The sequence below is a fragment of the Streptomyces sp. NPDC023157 genome (assembly GCF_055560575.1).
Genome location: NZ_JBVHIL010000002.1, coordinates 1,092,007 through 1,112,676, shown reverse-complemented (window position 1 = coordinate 1,112,676; position 20,670 = coordinate 1,092,007). Strand labels below are relative to the sequence as shown.

Genomic DNA, 20,670 nt, shown 5'->3' with positions numbered 1-20,670 from the left:
CCGCCAGCGCCGCACCCCCTCCGCCGGCGCCGCATCGAGCCGCACCTCCTGCACCTCGCACCGCATCGCACCACCTCCCTGACACCCACGTCTCCGCCGACGTGTACCCGACCGGAGGAACCGCCGTGGCCGCCAAGCCCCAGGTTCGCAATGCACAAGACGCAGGGTCCGCCCTTGAGGCCCGGGACACACACCCGGTAGACGAGGTCCTGCCCCCACTGAAGATGGCAACCAGCGGCCTCCAGCACGTGGCCGCCATGTACGCGGGAGTCGTCGCCCCGCCGCTGATCGTCGGAGCGGCCGTGGGCCTCTCCGGAACCGAACTCACCTTCCTCACCGGGGCGAGTCTCTTCACCGCCGGACTCGCCACCTTCCTCCAGACCCTCGGCGTCTGGAAGATCGGCGCCCGGCTGCCGTTCGTCAACGGCGTCACCTTCGCCGGCGTCGCCCCGATGCTCGCCATCGTCGACACCACGAAGGACAAGGCCGACGCCCTGCCGGTGATCTTCGGCGCGATCATCGTCGCCGGACTCCTCGGCTTCCTCGCCGCCCCCTTCTTCTCCCGGCTCGTGCGGTTCTTCCCGCCGGTCGTCACCGGCTCCGTGATCACCCTCATCGGAGTCTCCCTCCTCCCGGTCGCCTTCGGCTGGGCCCAGGGGCCCAACCCCAAGGCGGACGACTACGGTTCGACCACCTTCCTGTCCCTCGCGGGCATCACCCTCGTCATCGTGCTGCTGCTGCGCCGCTTCACCCGCGGCTTCCTCAAGCAGGTCGCCGTCCTCGTCGGCCTCGTCGTGGGCACGCTCCTCGCGATACCGTTCGGCGTCACCGACTTCACTCCGGTGACCGAGGCGGACATCGTCGGCTTCCCGAGCCCGTTCCACTTCGGCGCCCCGCAGTTCGCCGTCGCCGCGATCATCTCCATGTGCGTGGTCATGCTGGTCTCCATGACCGAGTCGACCGCCGACATGCTGGCGCTCGGCGAGATCGTCGAACGGCCGGCCGACGAGAAGACGATCGCGGCCGGACTGCGGGCCGACACCCTCGGCTCCGCGCTCAGCCCGCTCTTCAACGGCTTCATGTGCAGCGCCTTCGCGCAGAACATCGGCCTGGTCGCCATGACCCGGATCCGCAGCCGCTTCGTGGTCGCCTGCGGCGGCGGCTTCCTGGTCCTCATGGGCCTGTCGCCGGTGGCCGCCTCGCTGATCTCGGTCGTGCCCCGGCCGGTCCTCGGCGGCGCGGGCATCGTCCTCTTCGGCTCGGTCGCCGCGAGCGGCATCCAGACCCTGGCCAAGGCCGGCCTGGAGAAGGACAACAACGTGCTGATCGTCGCCGTCTCGCTGGCGGTCGGCATCATCCCCATCACGAAGCCGGAGTTCTACCACGCCTTCCCGGAGACCGCGAAGATCATCCTGGACTCCGGCATCTCCACCGGCTGTGTCGCGGCCGTCCTGCTCAACCTGGTCTTCAACCACCTGGGCAAGCGCCATGACGACGACACCGTGACCGCGCCGATGGAGCCCGGCGAGGAGATCTCCGAGACCAGAGCGGCCAAGGCGGCGCACGTCCACTGAGCCGCCGTACGCCGCCCCCGCCCGCCCCGGTCCCCGCGCACGCCGCGGGGCCCGGGGCGGTGGTGCTGGTCAACCCCAACACCTCCACGGCGACCACCCGGATGATGACCTCGCTCGCCCGCCGCGCCCTCGCGGGCACGGTCCTGCGCGTCCGCGGCGTGACCGCCGCGCACGGCCCGGCGATGCTGACCGACCCGGCCGCCCTGCGCGCCGCCGCCCCGCACACCGTCGCCGCCGCGCGCGCCGCCCTCGCCGGGGGCGACGGCGGGGCCCTGATCGTGGGCGCGTTCGGAGACCCGGGCGTGGCCGAGCTGCGGGCGGCACTCGGGGACGCCCTGCCCGTCGTAGGCATCGGCGAGGCCGCTCTCACCGAAGCCGCGGCCGACGGGCGCCGCTTCGGCATCGCCACGACCACCCCGCTCCTCGCCGACGCGATCGCCGGCCACGTCGAGCGACTCGGCCTGGGCCCGGCGTACACCGGCCCCCGCTTCACCGCGGGCGACCCCCGAGGCCTCACCGCCCACCCCGAAGCGCTGCTCACTGCCCTGGAGGACGCCGTCCGCACCTGCGTCCTACGGGACGGCGCCGAGGCCGTCGTCATCGGCGGCGGCCCACTGGGCGACGCGGCCGCCACCCTGCGCACCCGCCTGCCCGTACCCGTGATCGCCCCGATCCCGGCGGCCTGCGCCCGGGTGGCCCGGCTGCTGGGCGCCTCCGACACCTGACGGCCCGCCCACGGCGGCACGGCCGGTTCCCGACCACCGCACCCCGCACTCACGGCTTCCGCCCTCACCGCTCCAGCTCCATCCGCCGCCCGCACTCGTGGGCCAGCGCCGGATACGCCGCCGCGATCGCCTCGTACAGGCGGCGGCGCAGGAGTCGTTCCGCCTCGGCGCGGCCGGTGTCGCCGTACAGGCCGTCGAGGAGGGTCTCGTACCGGGCGAGCGCCTGGCGCAGGTAGCCGACCTGCCAGCGGACCATGGCGCCCGCGGTGATCCCGCCCGGACCGCGGGCCCCGAGCAGGTGCCGGTGGCGGACCGCGCGGCGCTCCAGTTCGGCGGCGGGCAGCCGGGGGACCTCGATGGGCTCGGCCCGGATCGCCGCCAGCACCGCCCTGCGCCGCCGCTCGGCTCCGGCCCCGGCCGCCGCCGAGCCCCGCCCGGCGACGGCGGCGGCGTGGAGGAACTCCGGGGTGCGTTCGACCGCCTCGATCCGGGCGAGCAGATAGAGCCGCACCGGGGCGAGGGACCAGCGCCTCGGGTCCCGGCCCTGTACGTCCGGCTGGCCCAGCAGCTCGCCGATCATCGCGTCGCTCCAGCCGCGCAGGCGCAGCCCGGTCACGGTCACATAGGTCGTACGGTCCGTCACGGATCCCCCTGATTTCGACTACGGAGAGTGATGGAATCAGTGAAGCGCACCCCACTGACAACGCCCCTCCCCGTCCACCCCTTGTCGATCCGCCCGCCCCTGTGTCATACAGGTCCAGACCTTTCCCGGATCGCCCGGCCGGACGGAGGCGTCCCGTGCAACGCCCGCTCGCAGCCAGCCTGTTGCCCCCAAGGGCCGGCGCCGTCACCGGCGCCCTCGCCGCCCTCACCGCCGCCCTCCTCGGGCTCGCCGCCTGTTCCGCGCCGCCCGCCCAGGACACCCGCGCCCCTGCCGCCCCCACCGGCGTCACCGCCGCCGCGGGCAGCGCCAGCACCGTCCATGTCATGTGGAGCGCCGCCACCGACGACCGCGCCGTCACCGGCTACGCCGTCTACCGCCAGGGCCGCAAGGTCAAGGAGCTTCCGGCCGACACCCTCATGACCGACGTCACCGGCCTCGCCCCCGCCACCCCGCAGACCTTCACCGTCCGCGCCCGCGACGCCGCGGGGAACCTCTCCCCGGACAGTGCCCCCGTCTCCGCCACGACCCTCCCCGCCACCGCCGAGGACCGCACGCCCCCCACCCGCCCGACCGCCCTGCGCGTCGCCGCCGCCGGACCGGACGGCGCCGCCCTGGCCTGGCGCCCCGCCCGCGACGACACCCGGGTCACCGCCTACGACGTCTACCAGGGCGACGCCCGCGTCCACACCGTCCCCGGCACCGAGACCACCGCCCGGCTCACCGGCCTGCGCCCCGGCACCGCCTACTCGTTCACCGTCCGGGCCCGCGACGCCGCCGAGAACTCCTCCCCGGACAGCGACCCCGCCGACCTCACCACGGCCCCCGCCCCCGGCGCCCCGCCCAACACCGCCCCCACCGCCGTCACCGCGAGGGCCACGAAGGGCGCCGTCACCCTCACCTGGACCCCGCCCCGCACCAGCGCTCCCGTCAAGGAGCACCAGCTCTACCTGAACGGCCGATTCGCCACCACCATCGTCTGGGGCGCCCAGCCCCCGCCCGGCCCCGTCACGTACACCCTCACCGTGCCCCCCACCCCCGGCACCCGCTACACCGTCACCCTCCGCGCCCGGCTCCCCGACGGCACCTGGGGCGACTTCTCGGCGCCGCGCACGGCGGTGTCCCCCTGAGGGGTGACCCCTTGAAGGCACGCACGCACACCGCGTCGGAACTACGCTGGGAGCGTGGCCGAGATCGTTCTCACCAACACCGGGCTCGCCGCGTTCCTGGAGGCGAGCCCCGAGTTCCGGGGCCCTGGATCGCGCAGGGCCGCCGATGCCGTGCTGGGTCTGCTCGCGCTGCGCGGGGCGGACCGGGCCACGGGGCTGCCCGAGCCGACGCCCGCTCTGGTGCGGCGGCTGCTCGTGGAGGACCTGCCCGCGTTCGTGTGCGCGGCGCCCGAGGAGCTGGCCGCGTACCCGGCCGTGCTCCGGGCGCTCGCCCGCCGCTTCGACGGCGCCGGCCGGGCGGGGGTCGAGGGGGTGATCGGGGAGGCCGCCGACGACTTCGAACGCGCCATGGGCGACCCCGGCAACCTCACCTGGCCCCGCTGGTACGCCCAGCTCCTGCGGGCCGACGGCACCGACCCCGACGACCCCGCGGCCGTACGGGCCTGGCTCGCGCGGCTCGACGGGCCGCCGGTCCCCGACGGGGTGCGGCGGGCCGACCTCATGGGGCGCACGGCCGTCGCCGACGTCCTGCTCGCCGAGGCGCTGACCCGGGCCTATGTGCGCGACGCGGAGCAAGCGCCGCCCGCCGGTCCGGTGCTGACCGACCACGACGTGGCCCAGGGGATCGGGACGGTCGCCGCCGCGCTGCTCGACCGGTGGACCGCGGCCGGCCTCGCCGAAGGCCTCACGGGTGCCTACGCGCACCTGGCGCCCGGACCGGACGCCTTCCCGCACCTCGTCCTCGCCGACGCCCTGCTCGACGAACACCTCGACTACTACGGCGACCCCGCCGAGCCCCTGCCCCCGCCCGAGGAGGCCGCCGACCCGCCGGATCCGGAGGGCGACGCCGACCTGCTCGCCGCCGCCGTCGACGCCCTCGCCGACGAGGGCACGTACGGCAGCGAGGCCGCCCACCTGCTCTACACGCTCTACCAGCGCGGCTGCTCCGCCGAGTCGGTCGCCCGCCGCGCCGCCGAGTTCGAGGACTGGCCGGTCGACCCGGCCCTGGAGGACGCCCCCGTCCGCGTACCGCCGCCGGCCTCACCCGCGTACACGACACCGACGGCCGGCGAGCTCGCCCGCCTGCTCGGCCTGCCGGGCGTCAACGACACCGACCGGGCCCGGCTCGACGGGCCCGCCCACGAGCTGGCGGCCGTCGTCGACCGGCTGGCCGCGACCGGGCTGGTCTTCCGCCGGGGCGACGCCTTCGGCCTCACGCCGGACGGCGCCGCCGCCGTCCGCTATCTGCTCGCCGTCCGCGGGGTCGTCGTGCCCGACGCCGCCGACACCACCGCCTGGGACGCGCCCACGCTGGTGGCCGCCGCCGCGGGCTGGCCCCCGGCCGTCGCCGAGCGGGTGCTCGGGGAGTGGCTGCGGGCCCTCGAAGCGGCCCCCGGCGATGTCGACGAGCAGGCCTGGGCGGAGCTGCTCGGCGCCGTCGGCCGGGTCAACGCCGGCACCTCCGACGCGGCCGCCACCCGGGCGCTGCTCGGTGTCCTCGACCTGTCCGCCGCCCCGGTCGGCGCCCTGCGCCGCGCGCTCGCCGACCCGGTGGCCGGCGCCCGCGCGGAGGCGGCCCTGCGGGCCCGGGGCGAGGACGTCGACCCGAAGGCGGTGCCGGCGTCCGCCCGGGCCCTGGACGTCCTCGACGGGCTGCCCGGCAAGAGGGGGCCGCTGGAGTCCCGCCGTACGGCCTTCGACACGGCGGCCGGGCGCTGGCCCGGCGGTTCGGCCGCGCTGGTGGCCGCGATGGCCGCGGCCGACCCGCACGAGACCGCGCGGGTCCTCGGGCCCTTGGGCATCGCCCCGCCGTGACCCGGCCGGGCGGTGTCACCCCGCCGTGAGGTACATCCCCGAGGCGCCCGCGCCCGCCGTGTTGCGGCAGCTGTAGTCACCGGTGGTCCGGGCGTTGACCAGCGCCAGGCAGCGGCCCAGTGCCAACTGCCCGTAGTAGTTGGGGTGCATGTCCTCCTGGAGCGGCCCCTGGGTCTCGTTCTGGTCGATCCAGCGCGCCCACTCGCTCGTCGTCGCCGAGGCGGGGACGGTGGAGCTGACCAGCTTGCTGGTCTTCGCGCACACCTCACGGCCCTGGAGCATGTCGCGCAGATCCATGAACTGCGCGCCCTTGGCCCGCGCGACCGCCTTCAGGCGGTTCGCGATCTGCGGGACGAGGGAGTCGCGGGCCCAGTCGGAGTCGGCGTTCCAGAAGGGGCAGCCGCCGGTGTTCGTCCGGGACCAGCCGCTCTCGCCGTAACGGTTCTCCGTGGCGCGGGGGATGGGGGAGGGGTACGACTGGAGGACGATCCGGTAGTCCGCGGAGCTGTATCCGGCGCCGGTCATCACGGCTCTGATCTCGTCGATCGACGTGCCGACGGCGGCCATCGCCCCGTCGATCCTCGCGTCGACGGCGGCCTGCTGGTCGTCGTGGCAGTAGGAGTACCAGACGATGTAGTCGGTGGCGCAGGTGGTGATGACATCGGCGAAACCGAGGTCGTTGCCGCCGATCGACAGCGCGATCAGCTTCACGTCACGGGTGGCGGCGACCGCCGCGAGCTGGTCGGCCTGCGGGGCCTCGCCCTTGTAGGCGACCCCGCCGTTGGACGCGCGGAAGACGTTGCGGGTGGTGGCCCCGGAGCAGGCCAGGTTGATCTGCTCGGTGGCGAGGGCGCCCGCGCTCTTCACCTCGGCCGAGTCCGAGCGGTGGCAGCCATTGGTCTGCGAGCTGCCGTACACGCGGCTCGGGTCGTAGCCGCTGCCGGTCCAGGAGCGGTCGGTGCCGTTGCGGTTTCCGCTGCCGGTCAGGCTGTTGCCCTGCCAGCGGCCGGCCTCGCCGGAGATGTAGCTGTCGCCCATGGTGACGACGGCGGTGGGCCCGGAGCCGGGTGCGGCCACGGCGGGGGAGGGGGCCAGTGAGGCGAGTCCGGCGGCGACGCACAGGGTGAGCAGTCCGCGCAGGGCGCGGTGGGGGGACGAAGGCATGGCTGTGCTCCTGCGGTATGCGGTGCGCAGTGAGTGGGGGACAGCCGCCGGCCGGTGGCATGGCGGAATCTCGCACGGCGCGACTTATTACCGCTAGGTAGCCGCGTATCTCGGTTGCGTCACGTGACTTGTGAAACGCCATGGATCGAAAGGCGGGCAAACGTGCGAACGGCATACGGAAAGGGCTCCGCCCCCGGTGCCTGGGCAGCGGGGGCGGAGCCGGTGCGCGCGAGCCGCGCGCGGGTGCTCGGCGCGTGAACGCCGGTGCTGTTCGGCCGCTGTGCGGTCAGCCGACCAGCTGGTCGTACGCGGGGAGGGTCAGGAAGTCGGCGTAGTCGGCGTCCAGGGAGACATGCAGCAGGAGGTCGTGCGCCTGCTGCCACTTCCCGGCCGCGAACGCCTCGTCGCCGATCTCCGCGCGGATCGCGGCCAGCTCCTCGGCGGCCACCGTGCGGGCCAGCTCCGGGGTGGCCTGCTTGCCGTTCTCGAAGACGACCTCGGCGTTGATCCACTGCCAGATCTGCGAGCGGGAGATCTCGGCGGTCGCCGCGTCCTCCATCAGGTTGAAGATCGCGACGGCGCCCAGGCCGCGCAGCCAGGCCTCGATGTAGCGGATGCCGACCTGGACCGCGTTGCGCAGGCCGTCGTAGGTCGGGCGGGCGTCCAGGGAGGCGATGTCGATGAGCTCGGGGCCCTCGACGTGCACGTCCTCGCGCAGCCGGTCCTTCTGGTTCGGCTTCTCGCCGAGCACCGCGTCGAAGGAGGCCATGGCGATCGGGACCAGGTCCGGGTGGGCGACCCAGGAGCCGTCGAAGCCGTCGCCGGCCTCGCGGTCCTTGTCGGCCTTGACCTTCTCGAAGGCGACCTTGTTGACCTCGGCGTCCCGGCGGGACGGGATGAAGGCCGCCATGCCGCCGATCGCGTGCGCGCCGCGCTTGTGGCAGGTGCGGACGAGGAGTTCGGTGTACGCGCGCATGAACGGGGCCGTCATCGTGACCGCGTTGCGGTCCGGGAGGACGAACTTGGTGCCGCCGTCACGGAAGTTCTTGACGATGGAGAACAGGTAGTCCCAGCGGCCCGCGTTCAACCCGGCGGCGTGGTCGCGGAGTTCGTAGAGGATCTCCTCCATCTCGTACGCGGCCGTGATGGTCTCGATGAGGACCGTGGCGCGGACGGTGCCCTGCGGGATGCCGACGTAGTCCTGGGCGAAGACGAAGATCTCGTTCCAGAGGCGGGCCTCCAGGTGCGACTCGGTCTTCGGCAGGTAGAAGTACGGGCCCTTGCCGAGGTCGATGAGGCGCTGGGCGTTGTGGAAGAAGTAGAGGCCGAAGTCGACCAGGGCGCCGGGCACCGGGCGCCCGTCGACGGTCAGGTGACGCTCCTCCAGGTGCCAGCCGCGCGGCCGCATGACGACCGTGGCGAGCTCGTCGTTCGGCTTCAGCGCGTACGACTTGCCCGACCGCGGGTCGGTGAAGTCGATGTTCCGGGTGTACGCGTCGACCAGGTTGACCTGGCCGAGGACCACGTTCTCCCAGGTCGGCGCCGAGGCGTCCTCGAAGTCCGCGAGCCAGACCCTCGCGCCCGAGTTCAGCGCGTTGATCGTCATCTTGCGGTCGGTCGGGCCGGTGATCTCGACGCGCCGGTCGTTCAGGGCCGCCGGGGCGGGCGCGACCTTCCAGGAGTCGTCGGCGCGGACCGCCGCGGTATCGGGAAGGAAGTCCAGCGAGGAGGTGCGGGCGATCTCGGCGCGGCGCTCGGCCCGGCGGGCGAGCAGCTCGTCGCGGCGCGGGGTGAACCGGCGGTGCAGCTCGGCCACGAAGGCGAGGGCCGCGTCGGTGAGCACCTCCTCCTGGCGCGGCAGGGGCTCGGCTTCGACGACGACCAGGGAGGACGGCGCTGGTGCGGACATGAACTGTCACTTCCTTCAGCGGGCTTCACGGGCGGTGCCAGACGGCCGCCGGGCGTCGCGTACGGCACGGAGTGCCACAGGCGCCGAGGTACGGCCGCGAGCGCCGTCTCAAAGAGCAGGCGCTTCTGAACAGTGGATACTAGTTTCCTCATGGTGGAAGTTCAATGGTTTGTTGATGTCGAGATTCTTCGGGTCGACACAACGTGGCGCTCGGTGCCACCGCCTTCACTCCAGGTGCGCCAGATCCGCCTCCGTGTCGATGTCATAGGGCTCGGCCACATCCGAACAGTCCACGAGCGTGATCGCATCCCGGTGCGCCCGCAGGTAGTCGCGCGCCCCCTGGTCCCCGACCGCCCCCGCCGCGATCCCCGCCCAGCGCCCCGAGCCGAACAGCACCGGATGGCCGCGCTTCCCCTCGTACGAGGCCGCCGCCAGGGTGTCCCGCGAGCGGTACGCGGCCCGCACCCGGGCCACCGCCGCCGCCCCGATCCCCGGCTGGTCCACCAGCGACACCAGCGCCGCGTCCACCGGCAGCGCCGCCGCCCTCAGGGAGGCGAGGCCCGCCCGCAGCGAGGACCCCATGCCCTCGGCCCAGTCCGGGTTGTCCACCAGCACGCAGCCCGGCAGCACGGCCCGCTCCCGCACCCGGTCGGCCGCCGCGCCGAGCACCACGTGCACCACCTCGCAGCCGCCCTCGCGCAGCGCCCGCACCGCGTTCTCGACGAGCGGGCGCCCGCGGTGCGCGAGCAGCGCCTTGGGCCGGCCGCCGAGCCGCCGACCGCCACCGGCGGCCAGCAGGAGGCCCGCCACGAGGGGTTCTTCCGTCTCACCAGTCATCTCACCAGTCATGAGGACTGCATACCGCATCGCCCTCCCCACGCCCCGGTCACACGGACGCCTGAATTACGTCCGTCCGCTGGCGCGCCGGGCGCGCGAAGGAGTTAACTGGCCCGCGACCCCGGGCGCCCGGCCACGCCCGACGGGCCGGCACAAGGACGTGCGCGAGGGGGAGAACCATGTTGCGAAGCGTGGGGCAGAGGCGAGTGACCGGCGAGGGCGTGGACCCCAGGGTGGACGGGCTGAGGGCCGCCGTCTCCCGGCTCAGGCGCGAACTGGCAGCGCTGCGCACCGACTTCACCGACCGGGGCATCGCCGAGGACGAACTCGCGGCACTGGACGCGATGGCCGCGGGCGGCGCCCCCGAGGTACGGCGGCTGCGCCGCTCGCTGCTGCTCGTCGCCGGCTCGGTCGGCTCCGTCAGCGCCCTCGCCGACGGCCTCACGGCGCTGCGCCGAGCGGTGGACCTGTTCGGGCCGCCGACGGCGCCGGAGGGCGAGCGGGGCCCGACAGCCGAGGCCTGACCGGCCCGAACCCGCCCCGCCCCCGCCCGGCCGCCTCAGCGCCTGATCAGCCGCCGGGCCGTCGCCGTCGCCACCGCCGCCGTGCGCGAGTCGACGCCCAGCTTGGCGAAGACGTGCACCAGATGGGACTTCACCGTCGCCTGGCTCAGGAACAGCGCCTTGCTGATCTGCTGGTTCGACAGGCCCTCGCCGACCAGCTGGAGCACCTCCAGCTCCCGCTTGGTCAGCGCCTCCGACGGGGTCCGCATCCGGTCCATCAGCCGGTGCGCCACCGCCGGTGCCAGTGCCGACTGGCCGGCCGCGGCCGTCCGTACCGCCGCCGCGAGCTCCTCCGGCGGGGCGTCCTTCAGCAGGTAGCCCGAGGCCCCGGCCTCCACCGCCGCCAGGATGTCCGCGTCCGTGTCGTACGTCGTGAGGACCAGCACCCGCGGCCCGCCCGGCACGCCCGTGATCGCCGCCGTCGCCTCCGAGCCGTGCATCCCGGCACCGAACTGGAGGTCCATCAGGACCACGTCCACACCCCCGGCGGCGGCCAGCTCCACCGCCCGTTCGGCCGTCGCGGCCTCCGCGACCACGGCGAAGTCCGGCTCCGTGTCGAGGACGGCCCGCAGCCCGGCCCGTACCACCGGATGGTCGTCGGCGAGCAGCAGTCGGATGGTCATGCGTCGGCTCCAGCGGGCAGGGGGGCGGCGGGCAGGGGAAGGGTGACGGCCACGGCGGTGCCCTGGCCGGGCGCCGACTCGACGGTGAACGCACCGCCCAGCGACTCGGCCCGGGACCGCATCGCGGGCAGCCCGAAGCCGCCCTCCGAGGAGGGCCGCACCGCGCCCGGCTCGAAGCCCGCGCCGTCGTCGACGACGTCCAGGGCGACCGAGCCGCCCATGAACGACAGCGTGATCTCGGCCCGCGAGGCCGAGGCGTGCCGGACCGTGTTGGCCAGCGCCGACTGCGCGATCCGCAGCAGCGCCACCTCGTACGGGGTGGGCAGCTCGGCCGGCGCGCCGCTCACCGAGAACCGCACCCGGGGACCGTCCGGCCCGGCCGTCTCGCACAGGCGCTCCAGCGCCCCGGCGAGCGAGCCGTGCTCCAGGTCGGGCGGGGAGAGGGCGCGGACGAAGCGCCGGGCCTCCGCCAGGTTGTCCTGCGCGGCCCGCCGGGCCCCCTCGATGTGCCCGGCCGCCGGGGAACCCTCCGGCAGCGCCCGCTCGGCGGCCCGCAGCAGCAGCTGGATCGAGGACAGCCCCTGCGCCAGGGTGTCGTGGATCTCCCGGGCGAGCCGCTCGCGCTCGGCCAGCGTCCCCGCGTTCCGCTCGGCCGCCGCGAGCTCGGCCCGGGTGGAGATCAGCTCCTCGATGAGGCGCCGCCGCCGTTCGCTCTCCCGGTACAGCGCCTGGTAGCCGAGGACGGTCGCCACGGCCACCGCCGCGCCGAGCAGCGGCCCGATGAAGACGCCCGGGGTGATCGGGGCGCCGTGCCGCACGTACGACAGGATCGCGGCGCCCGCCGTCAGTCCCACGGCCGGCAGCGACCAGCGCACCGGCAGCAGGTGCAGTTGCAGGAAGTAGAGCGGGAAGGCCACCCACAGCGCGTCGGGCGTGATCCAGAGCAGCAGGATCCAGGCCGCGCACACCGCGCCCAGCCACACCGCCGCGGCCCGCCACGACTCCCGTACCGAAGGCAGCAGCGAACCCGCCGCGTAGACCGCGCCGGTCAGCGCGGCCGCCGCCACTCCGGCGGCCGACTCGGAGCGCAGGGCGGCGAGTACCAGCAGGCCCGCCATCAGCAGATGGAGGCAGAGGCGCAGGGCGCGCAGGGCGGGGGTCAGCGAACGGGGATCCATGGTCCGTCCAGCGTATGCGCGCGCGAGGGCCGGTCCGGACAATCCGGACTCAACCGAAAGTTTGATTGCGGAGCAATCCGTGGCGCGATGCCCGGGGGCGGCCCCGCCGAGCAGGCTTGACCTCATGTTCGTGGCATGGAGAGACCTGAGATTCGCCAAGGGGCGATTCACGTTGATGGGCACGGTGATCGTCCTGATCACCCTGCTGGTAGGACTGCTGTCCGGTCTGACCGCCGGGCTCGCGCGGGAGAACATCTCCGCGATCACCGGTCTGTCGGCGGACCGGCTGGCCTTCGCGGCCCCGCCCGCGGGCCAGTCGGTCTCCTTCACCAACTCGACCGTCACCGAGAGCCAGTGGCGGGACTGGGCCGGGCGCCCGGGTGTCGAGAGCGCCGAGCCGCTCGGCATCCGCAGCCTCAACGCCACCGCCGGTGACCGCACGGCCGCGCTCTCCGCCTTCGGTACGAACCCGGGCACCGGGATCGCCCCGGAGAGCGGCAAGCTGGCCCCCGGCAAGGCGGTCCTGTCGGAGTCGGCGGCCGAGGAACTGGACGTCCGGGTGGGCGACGCCGTGCGCCTCGGCCCCGTGGAGGCCACGGTCGCCGCGATCTCCGGCGACGCCTCGTACAGCCACACGCCCGTCGTGTGGACCTCGCTCGACGACTGGCAGGAGCTGGGCCACAGCGGCACCGCGCCGGAGGAGCAGGCCACGGTGATCGCGCTCAGCGGCTCCGACGTGGACTGGGCCGCCGGCGACGCGGCCGGGAAGACCTCGGCGAAGACGCCCGACGAGGCGCTCACCGCCATAGGGTCCTACCAGGCCGAGAACGGCTCGCTGCAGATGATGCGCGGCTTCCTGTTCGCGATCTCCGCGCTCGTCATAGGAGCCTTCTTCACCGTCTGGACCATCCAGCGCAGCGGTGACGTGGCCGTCCTCAAGGCGCTCGGGGCCTCCACCCCGTACCTCCTCAAGGACGCGCTCGGCCAGGCCGTGATCATGCTCGGCGCGGGCACCCTGATCGGCACCGGTCTCGCCACCGGCATCGGCGCGCTGATCAGCGGCGGGGACGTGCCCTTCGTGCTCCAGCCGCTGACCGTGCTGGGCCCGGCCGCCGTGATCATCGTGCTCGGTGTGCTCGGCGCGGCGCTGTCCATCCGGCGGATCACCGCCGTCGACCCTCTGACCGCCCTTGGGAGCGCGCGGTGAACACCGACAACCTCGTCCTCGACGACGTGACCCTGACCTACCCCGACGGCGACGGACGGCTCACCGCCCTCGACGCGGTCTCCCTGGACGTCCCCGCGGGCTCCCTCGCCGCCGTCGTCGGCCCCTCGGGCTCCGGCAAGTCCAGCCTGCTCGCGGTGGCCGCGACCCTGGTGACCCCGGACAGCGGCCGGGTCCTGGTGGCCGGCACGGACACCGGGCCGCTGAGCCAGGCCGCCAAGGCGGAGCTGCGGCGCGAGAAGATCGGCATCGTCTTCCAGCAGCCCAACCTGCTGCCCTCGCTCAACGCGGTGGAGCAGCTGGAGGTGATGGCGCACCTGTCCGGGCGGATGGGCCGGGAGGCGCGGCAGCGGGCCATGGCGCTCCTCGACGCGGTCGGCCTCGCGGACCAGGCGCACAAGCGCCCGCACCAGCTGTCCGGCGGTCAGCGCCAGCGCGTGAACATCGCGCGGGCCCTGATGAACGAGCCCTCGGTCCTCCTGGTCGACGAGCCGACCAGCGCGCTGGACCACGAGCGGGGGGCGGCGGTCATGGAACTGCTCGCCGGCCTCACCCGGGAGCGGGGCACCGCCACCGTCCTGGTCACCCACGACCGCACCCACCTGAACCGCGCGGACCGGGTGGTGACGGTGCGGGACGGGCGCCTCACCGAGGACGCCGGGGACGCCGGGGACAGTAAGGACGCCGAGGACCACGCCACGGTCTGATCCGGCGCGGGTACGGCGAAGGGGGCGCCCGGGGTCTTCGGACTCCGGGCGCCCCCTTCGCCGTACGGGTCTCAGCCCTGCCCGTTGCCCGTCGTGTTCGCGAGGGCCGCGGAGAGTTCCTCGGCGACCTGCTGGAGGATCGGGACGATCTTCTCCGTGGCCGCCTCGGTGACCCGGCCGGCCGGGCCGGAGATGGAGATGGCCGCCGCGGTGGGGGAGTCGGGGACGGAGACCGCGAGGCAGCGGACTCCTATCTCCTGCTCGTTGTCGTCGACCGCGTACCCGGCGTCCCGTACCGCGGCGAGCGCGTCGAGGAACCCGTCGGGCGTGGTGATGGTCTTCTCGGTGGCGGCCGGCATGCCGGTACGGGCGAGGAGCGCGCGCACCTCGTCCGCCGGGGTGTACGCGAGCAGCGCCTTGCCGACGCCGGTGGAGTGCGGCAGCACCCGGCGGCCGACCTCGGTGAACATGCGCATGGAGTGCTTGGACGGCACCTGCGCGACGTACACGATCTCGTCGCCGTCGAGCAGCGCCATGTTCGCCGTCTCGCCGGTCTCCTCGACGAGCCGGGCCAGGTACGGCCGGGCCCAGGTGCCGAGCAGGCGGGAGGCGGACTCGCCGAGGCGGATCAGGCGGGGGCCGAGCGCGTACCGGCGGTTGGGCTGCTGGCGTACGTACCCGCAGGCGACGAGGGTGCGCATGAGGCGGTGGATGGTGGGCAGCGGGAGCCCGCTGCTGGCGGAGAGCTCGCTCAGCCCGACCTCGCCGCCGGCGTCGGCCATCCGCTCCAGGAGATCGAAGGCACGCTCGAGGGACTGGACGCCACCGCTCGCGGCGGCGGGCTTGGCGGCGTCGGTGGTGCTGGCGCTGGACGTCGGCACGGCAACGGTCCTTTCGGGGCAGGCGGGCAAGGCAGCAGCCTACCGGGCGGGTGGCCGGGACACACGGCCCGGTTCCGGCGTCCGCGCCGGTCAGGGGGGTGTTTGTCCGGTGTCGGAGGCCCCCGGGAGGCGGCCTGGTCGGCCCCGCATGTACGGAGCTACGTTCTACTGTACGAAATTTACATTCCACTCTGTGGAAACATCCAAGGCGGGTTCAGCGGCGGCCCATGCTGGAAGTGTGCCCTTGACGACATGTCGTCTCGCGTGAAGACTCCTTCAACAGTTCGTTGAATTTCGTGGAAGAAGGGGTACGGGTGGACGTCAACCTGGTCCTGCGCTCGACGCGCGTCATCACTCCCGAGGGGACGCGCGCCGCGTCGATCGCCATCGCCGGCGGGACGATCGCGGCCGTGCTGCCGTACGACGCCGACGTACCGGCCGGCGCCCGGCTGGAGGACGTCGGCGACGACGTCGTCCTGCCCGGACTCGTCGACACCCACGTGCATGTGAACGACCCCGGCCGCACCGAGTGGGAGGGTTTCTGGACCGCCACCCGCGCCGCGGCCGCCGGCGGCATCACCACCCTCATCGACATGCCGCTCAACTCGCTGCCGCCCACCACCACCGTCGACCACCTGCGCGTCAAGCAGGACGTCGCCCGGACCAAGGCGCACGTCGACACCGGCTTCTGGGGCGGCGCGCTCCCCGACAACGTCAAGGACCTGCGCCCCCTGCACGACGCCGGCGTCTTCGGCTTCAAGTGCTTCCTCTCGCCGTCCGGCGTCGACGAGTTCCCGCAGCTCGACCAGGACCAGCTGGCCGCCTCGCTCGCCGAGATCGCCGGCTTCGGCGGACTGATGATCGTCCACGCCGAGGACCCGCACGAGCTCGCCGCCGCCCCGCAGATGTCGGGCGGGAAGGCCGTCGAGTACGCGGCCTTCCTCGCCTCCCGGCCGCGCGTCGCCGAGAACACCGCGATCGAGAACCTGATCAACCAGGCCCGACGCCTCGGCGCCCGCGTCCACGTGCTGCACCTCTCCTCCTCCGACGCGCTGCCGCTGATCGCCGCCGCCAAGGCCGAGGGCGTCCGCATCACCGTCGAGTCCTGCCCGCACTTCCTCACCCTCACGGCCGAGGAAGTCCCGGACGGCGCCACCGAGTTCAAGTGCTGCCCGCCGATCCGCGAGGAAGCCAACCAGGACCTGCTCTGGCAGGGCCTCGCCGACGGCACCATCGACTGCATCGTCTCGGACCACTCGCCGTCCACCGCCGACCTCAAGACCCCCGACTTCGCCTCCGCCTGGGGCGGCATCTCCTCCCTCCAGCTCGGTCTGCCCGCCATCTGGACCGAGGCGCGCCGCCGCGGCCACGACCTCACCGACGTGGCCCGCTGGATGTCCGAGGCGCCGGCCCGGCTCGCCGGCCTCGCGCGGAAGGGCGCCATCGAGGCCGGCCGCGACGCCGACTTCGCCGTGGTCGACCCCGACGCCACCTTCACCGTCGACCCGGCGGAGCTCCAGCACCGCAACCGGGTCACCGCCTACGCGGGCCGCACCCTGTACGGCGTCGTCACCTCCACCTGGCTGCGCGGAGAGCGGATCGCCGACCGCGGCACCCTCGCCGAGCCCTCCGGCCGCCTCCTCGAAAGGAACAACTGACGTGTCGTCCATACCCCGCTTCACCGGTGACGCGAGCCCCTACGGCGGCGGCGACCCGTACGCCGACTACCGCACGGCGGACTTCCCCTTCACCCAGTACGCCGACCTCGCCGACCGCCGCCTCGGCGCGGGCGTGATCGCCGCCAACGACGAGTTCTTCGCCGAGCGCGAGAACCTGCTCAAGCCCGAGGCCGCCGAGTTCGACCCCGAGCACTTCGGCCACAAGGGCAAGATCATGGACGGCTGGGAGACCCGCCGCCGCCGCGGCGTCTCCGCCGCCGTGCCGCACCCCACCGAGGACGACCACGACTGGGCCCTCGTACGCCTCGGCGCCCCCGGCGTCATCCGCGGCCTCGTCGTCGACACCGCCCACTTCCGCGGCAACTACCCGCAGGCCGTCTCCGTCGAGGCCGCCTCGGTCGCCGGCTCGCCCTCGCCCGAGGAACTGCTCGCCGACGACGTGAAGTGGACGACGCTCGTCCCGCGCACCGCCATCGGCGGCCACGCCGCCAACGGCTTCGCCGTCGACGTCGAACAGCGCTTCACCCACCTGCGCGTCAACCAGCACCCCGACGGCGGCATCGCCCGCCTGCGCGTGTACGGCGAGGTCGCCCCCGACCCGCGGTGGCTCGGCGTGCTCGGCACCTTCGACCTCGCGGCCCTGGAGAACGGCGGCCAGGTCGAGGACGCCTCCGACCGCTTCTACTCCCCGGCCACCAACACCATCCAGCCCGGCCGCTCGCGCAAGATGGACGACGGGTGGGAGACCCGCCGCCGCCGCGACAAGGGCAACGACTGGATCCGCTACAGCCTCGCCGCCGAGGCCGAGATCCGCGCCGTCGAGATCGACACCGCGTACCTCAAGGGCAACAGCGCCGGCTGGGCCGCGCTCTCCGTGGCCGCCGAGGGCTCCGAGGACTGGACCGAGATCCTGCCCCGGACCCGCCTCCAGCCCGACACCAACCACCGCTTCGTGCTCGACACGCCGGCCGTCGGCTCGCGGGTGCGGATCGACATCTTCCCCGACGGCGGCATCTCCCGCCTCCGCCTCTTCGGCTCGCTCACCGAAGCGGGCACGGCCCGCCTGACCGCCCGCCACCAGGAACTGGGCGGCTGACGCCACCTGGACCTTGAGCCGGGCGGCTGACGCCACCTGGACCTTGAGCCGGGCGGCTGACGCCCACCCGGACCTTGAGCCGGGCGGCTGACGCCCACCCGGACCCTGAGCCGGGCGGCTGACGCCACCCGGACCCTGAGCCGGGCGGCTGACGCCACCCGGACCCATGAACTGGGCGGGCACGACACCCCGCCCGGCAATCGAGGGCGCACCGACCGACAGCATCGGTGCGCCCTCGCCGTACTTTCCGAGACCCGGCCCGCGTCGTGCGCCTCGCCTACGCCGCGTGCCCGCCGTCCACCGAGAACTCCGCGCCCGTCACGTACGCCGCGTCCGGGCCGGCCAGGAACGTGACCATCGCCGCGACCTCCTCGGCGGTGCCGAAGCGGCCGAGGGCCGTCAGCCGGGACTGGGACTCCGCGTACGGGCCGTCGGCCGGGTTCATGTCGGTGTCCGTCGGGCCCGGGTGGACGATGTTCGCGGTGATGCCGCGGTCGCCCAGCTCCCGCGCCAGCGCCTTCGTCAGGCCGACCAGCGCCGCCTTGCTCGTCGCGTACAGCGTGCCGCCGGGGCCCGGGACCCGCTGGGTCATGCAGGTGCCGACCGTGACGATCCGCCCGCCCCGCTCCATCCGCGCGGCGGCCGCCTGCGAGGCCAGGAAGGCCGCGCGGACGTTCACCGCGAGGACCCGGTCCACGTCGGCCAGGGTCAGCGACTCCAGCGGGCCGAGCACCCCGACGCCGACGTTGTTGACGAGCACGTCGAGCCGTCCGAGCGCGTCCGCCGCCCACTCCACCGCGCCGGCCGCGTCGCCGGCGCTCGCCGCGTCGGCGCGCAGCGCCAGCGCCTTCCCCCCGGCCGCCTCGACGCGCGCGGCGACCTCGCGGGCCGACTCCTCGCCCTGGACGTAGGTGAAGGCCACGTCCGCGCCCTCCCGGGCGAACCGGACGGCCGTCGCCGCCCCCACGCCCCGGCTGCCACCGGTGACCAGAACCGCCTTGCCGCTCATGCCGGCCATGTCGCACTCCTTCGAAACCGCAGGCTGTCGTTGTGGTTTCAATCAAACGCGCGGCGCGGTTCCGGTGCTGGCGGGAATCGGACGGTGAGGCGATCACCGATGAGTTCCGCCGGGCGGCGCGGTCGACACCGGTGAGACACGATGGTCCGGAAGAGAAAGGGCACCTGTCATGGCCACCCTGAGCCTCACCCAGTTCCTCTCCCTCGACGGCGTCCACCAGGCCCCCGGCGGCCCCGAGGAGGACCCCAGCGACGACTTCGACCTCGGCGGCTGGTCCGTCCCGTACGGCGACGAGGACTTCGGCCGCTTCATCACCGAGGTCTTCGAACGGCCCACCGCCTTCCTGCTGGGCCGCCGTACGTACGACATCTTCGCGGGCTACTGGCCGAAGCGCACCGACCCGGACGACCCGGTCGCGAGCAAGCTCAACGGCCTCCCCAAGTACGTCGCCTCGCGCACCCTCACCCGCGCCGACTGGAACGGCACCACCCTCCTCTCCGGCGACGTCGCCCAGGAGGTCGCCGCGCTCAAGGAACGGCTCGACGGCGAGATCCAGATGCACGGCAGCGCCGGCCTCGCCAAGACCCTGATGGAGCACGACCTCATCGACACCCTGCACCTGGCCGTCTTCCCCGTGGTCCTCGGCAAGGGCCTCCGATTCTTCGCGGACGGCGCCACGCCCACCGCCTTCCGGCTCACCGCCGCCCGCACCACGGCCGCCGGGGTCGCCATCCAGACGTACGAGCGGGCGGGACGCCCCACGTACGGGAGCTACTGACCGCCTCGCCGCAGACGCAGACAAGGTGTAGCCACCACGGGCCGCTTTGGGTACGGTGATCGTCCGCGTGCGAGCCGTCGAAGTCTCCACCCCGTTCATCGAGTTGGAGCCCGGCTGCCATGTCCTCCGTCGCCGTACCCGTACCCCTCGACGCCCAGCGCCGCGCCTGGCTCACGGACCTGCCCGTCCTGCTGGTCGCGGTCGTGTGGGGCGCCAGCTACCTCGCCGCCAAGGGCATCACCACCACCCACACCGTCATCGCGGTGCTGGTCCTGCGCTTCGCCGTGGTTCTGCCCGTCCTCGTGGCGGCCGGATGGCGCAGGCTGCGGGCCCTGAGCGCCGCCCAGTGGCGCGGGGCGGGGACGCTGGGGCTGATCCTCGCCGGGATCTTCCTCCTGGAGACGTACGGGGTCGTCCACACCTCCGCCACCAACGCGGGCCTGATCATCAGCCTCACCATGGTCCTCACCCCGCTCGCCGAGGCCGCCGTCACCGGCACCCGGCCGCCCCGCGCCTTCCTCGCCGCCGCCGCGCTCTCCGTCGCGGGCGTGGTGCTGCTGACGCAGGGCGGCGGCTTCACCGCGCCCACCCTCGGCGACCTGCTGATGCTGCTCGCGGCCCTCGCCCGTACCGTGCACGTCCTCGCGATGTCCCGGATCAAGGCGGTGCGGAGCGCGGACTCCCTCTCCCTCACCACCGTCCAGCTCGGCTCCGCCGTCGCCGTCTTCGGCGTCCTGGCGGCGCTGCCCGGAACCGGTGCCTCGCCCTGGTCCGTGGCGCTCGGCTTCGGGCCGCGCGAGTGGGCCGGACTGCTCTTCCTCTCCGTCTTCTGCACGCTCTTCGCCTTCTTCGTGCAGATGTGGGCCGTACGCCGCACCTCCCCGTCCCGGGTCAGCCTGCTGCTCGGCACCGAGCCGCTGTGGGCCGCCGCCGCGGGCATCGCCCTCGCCGGCGACCGCCCCGGCACCCTCGGCCTCGCGGGCGCGGTCCTCGTCCTGGCCGGCACCACCTGGGGCCGCCGGGCCGCAGACGGCGCCGACACCGCCGACGCGCGGTAGTGCCGGCGGC

The 20,670-nt window shown here is 74.0% G+C and carries 19 protein-coding genes; 11 read left to right on the top strand and 8 right to left on the bottom strand.

The window, feature by feature from the left end; all coding sequences use genetic code 11:
• The first annotated feature begins 224 nt into the window (after window positions 1–224).
• Together ACZ3ZE_RS10665 and ACZ3ZE_RS10660 are read left to right on the top strand one after the other, a co-directional pair.
• On the top strand, window positions 225–1,574 hold the full coding sequence (locus ACZ3ZE_RS10665) for a nucleobase:cation symporter-2 family protein (RefSeq protein WP_467258421.1): 1,350 nt from the start codon (window positions 225–227) through the stop codon (window positions 1,572–1,574).
• Window positions 1,575–1,636: 62 nt separating this feature from the next.
• Entirely contained in the window at window positions 1,637–2,299 is a 663-nt protein-coding gene (locus ACZ3ZE_RS10660; RefSeq protein ID WP_361174918.1) for an aspartate/glutamate racemase family protein, read from the top strand.
• A gap of 64 nt (window positions 2,300–2,363) precedes the next feature.
• On the opposite strand, the gene ACZ3ZE_RS10655 is transcribed toward ACZ3ZE_RS10660, so the two are convergent.
• Window positions 2,364–2,942, bottom strand: a complete 579-nt coding sequence (locus tag ACZ3ZE_RS10655) for a hypothetical protein (protein WP_361174915.1) — start codon at window positions 2,940–2,942, stop codon at window positions 2,364–2,366.
• Between the two features lie 155 nt (window positions 2,943–3,097).
• Here ACZ3ZE_RS10655 and ACZ3ZE_RS10650 point away from each other — a divergent pair, with 155 nt between their 5' ends.
• Window positions 3,098–4,090 carry a fibronectin type III domain-containing protein gene (locus ACZ3ZE_RS10650; protein ID WP_361174912.1) on the top strand — a complete coding sequence of 331 codons (993 nt, stop codon included), beginning with the start codon at window positions 3,098–3,100 and terminating at the stop codon, window positions 4,088–4,090.
• A 54-nt stretch (window positions 4,091–4,144) separates the two neighbouring features.
• Window positions 4,145–5,944, top strand: coding sequence for a hypothetical protein (locus ACZ3ZE_RS10645; RefSeq protein WP_361174909.1), 1,800 nt, complete (start codon window positions 4,145–4,147; stop codon window positions 5,942–5,944).
• A gap of 15 nt (window positions 5,945–5,959) precedes the next feature.
• Here ACZ3ZE_RS10645 and ACZ3ZE_RS10640 read toward each other — a convergent pair whose 3' ends face one another.
• The 3 genes from ACZ3ZE_RS10640 to ACZ3ZE_RS10630 all read right to left on the bottom strand — a co-directional run bounded on the left by ACZ3ZE_RS10640 (window position 5,960) and on the right by ACZ3ZE_RS10630 (window position 9,854).
• Entirely contained in the window at window positions 5,960–7,108 is a 1,149-nt protein-coding gene (locus ACZ3ZE_RS10640; protein WP_361622877.1) for a GDSL-type esterase/lipase family protein, read from the bottom strand.
• Between the two features lie 286 nt (window positions 7,109–7,394).
• Window positions 7,395–9,017, bottom strand: coding sequence for a malate synthase A (gene aceB, locus ACZ3ZE_RS10635; RefSeq protein ID WP_467258419.1), 1,623 nt, complete (start codon window positions 9,015–9,017; stop codon window positions 7,395–7,397).
• A 225-nt stretch (window positions 9,018–9,242) separates the two neighbouring features.
• Window positions 9,243–9,854: a nucleotidyltransferase family protein gene (locus ACZ3ZE_RS10630; protein ID WP_361174900.1), complete on the bottom strand. Its 612-nt coding sequence runs from the start codon at window positions 9,852–9,854 to the stop codon at window positions 9,243–9,245.
• A gap of 179 nt (window positions 9,855–10,033) precedes the next feature.
• On the opposite strand from ACZ3ZE_RS10630, the gene ACZ3ZE_RS10625 reads away from it, so the two are divergent.
• Window positions 10,034–10,378: a DUF5955 family protein gene (locus ACZ3ZE_RS10625; RefSeq protein ID WP_467258416.1), complete on the top strand. Its 345-nt coding sequence runs from the start codon at window positions 10,034–10,036 to the stop codon at window positions 10,376–10,378.
• A gap of 35 nt (window positions 10,379–10,413) precedes the next feature.
• On the opposite strand, the gene ACZ3ZE_RS10620 is transcribed toward ACZ3ZE_RS10625, so the two are convergent.
• The gene (locus ACZ3ZE_RS10620) at window positions 10,414–11,040 is read right to left on the bottom strand and encodes a response regulator transcription factor (protein WP_361174894.1); all 627 of its coding nucleotides are present in this window, start codon (window positions 11,038–11,040) and stop codon (window positions 10,414–10,416) included.
• A complete protein-coding gene (locus ACZ3ZE_RS10615) occupies window positions 11,037–12,218 on the bottom strand; it encodes a sensor histidine kinase (protein WP_467258414.1) in 1,182 nt (393 codons plus the stop codon). The genes ACZ3ZE_RS10620 and ACZ3ZE_RS10615 overlap by 4 nt, the downstream gene beginning before the upstream one ends.
• Window positions 12,219–12,342: 124 nt before the next feature.
• Here ACZ3ZE_RS10615 and ACZ3ZE_RS10610 point away from each other — a divergent pair, with 124 nt between their 5' ends.
• Both ACZ3ZE_RS10610 and ACZ3ZE_RS10605 read left to right on the top strand, forming a co-directional pair.
• Window positions 12,343–13,425, top strand: coding sequence for an ABC transporter permease (locus tag ACZ3ZE_RS10610; RefSeq protein WP_361622868.1), 1,083 nt, complete (start codon window positions 12,343–12,345; stop codon window positions 13,423–13,425).
• Window positions 13,422–14,150: an ABC transporter ATP-binding protein gene (locus ACZ3ZE_RS10605; protein WP_467258411.1), complete on the top strand. Its 729-nt coding sequence runs from the start codon at window positions 13,422–13,424 to the stop codon at window positions 14,148–14,150. Before ACZ3ZE_RS10610 ends, ACZ3ZE_RS10605 begins: the two co-directional genes overlap by 4 nt.
• A gap of 71 nt (window positions 14,151–14,221) precedes the next feature.
• On the opposite strand, the gene ACZ3ZE_RS10600 is transcribed toward ACZ3ZE_RS10605, so the two are convergent.
• Window positions 14,222–15,031, bottom strand: coding sequence for an IclR family transcriptional regulator (locus ACZ3ZE_RS10600; RefSeq protein WP_361174882.1), 810 nt, complete (start codon window positions 15,029–15,031; stop codon window positions 14,222–14,224).
• 314 nt (window positions 15,032–15,345) lie between these two features.
• On the opposite strand from ACZ3ZE_RS10600, the gene allB reads away from it, so the two are divergent.
• The gene (gene allB, locus ACZ3ZE_RS10595) at window positions 15,346–16,689 is read left to right on the top strand and encodes an allantoinase AllB (protein ID WP_363290875.1); all 1,344 of its coding nucleotides are present in this window, start codon (window positions 15,346–15,348) and stop codon (window positions 16,687–16,689) included.
• 1 nt (window position 16,690) lies between these two features.
• Window positions 16,691–17,806 carry an allantoicase gene (alc, locus tag ACZ3ZE_RS10590; protein ID WP_361174876.1) on the top strand — a complete coding sequence of 372 codons (1,116 nt, stop codon included), beginning with the start codon at window positions 16,691–16,693 and terminating at the stop codon, window positions 17,804–17,806.
• A 277-nt stretch (window positions 17,807–18,083) separates the two neighbouring features.
• Here alc and ACZ3ZE_RS10585 read toward each other — a convergent pair whose 3' ends face one another.
• Entirely contained in the window at window positions 18,084–18,824 is a 741-nt protein-coding gene (locus ACZ3ZE_RS10585) for an SDR family NAD(P)-dependent oxidoreductase (protein ID WP_442305154.1), read from the bottom strand.
• 169 nt (window positions 18,825–18,993) lie between these two features.
• Between ACZ3ZE_RS10585 and ACZ3ZE_RS10580 the strand changes: the two genes are divergently transcribed.
• Together ACZ3ZE_RS10580 and ACZ3ZE_RS10575 are read left to right on the top strand one after the other, a co-directional pair.
• On the top strand, window positions 18,994–19,602 hold the full coding sequence (locus ACZ3ZE_RS10580; protein ID WP_363290874.1) for a dihydrofolate reductase family protein: 609 nt from the start codon (window positions 18,994–18,996) through the stop codon (window positions 19,600–19,602).
• 119 nt (window positions 19,603–19,721) lie between these two features.
• Window positions 19,722–20,660 (top strand): DMT family transporter, encoded by a 939-nt coding sequence (locus ACZ3ZE_RS10575; protein ID WP_467258409.1) that lies wholly within the window; start codon window positions 19,722–19,724, stop codon window positions 20,658–20,660.
• The last annotated feature ends 10 nt before the right edge of the window (window positions 20,661–20,670 follow it).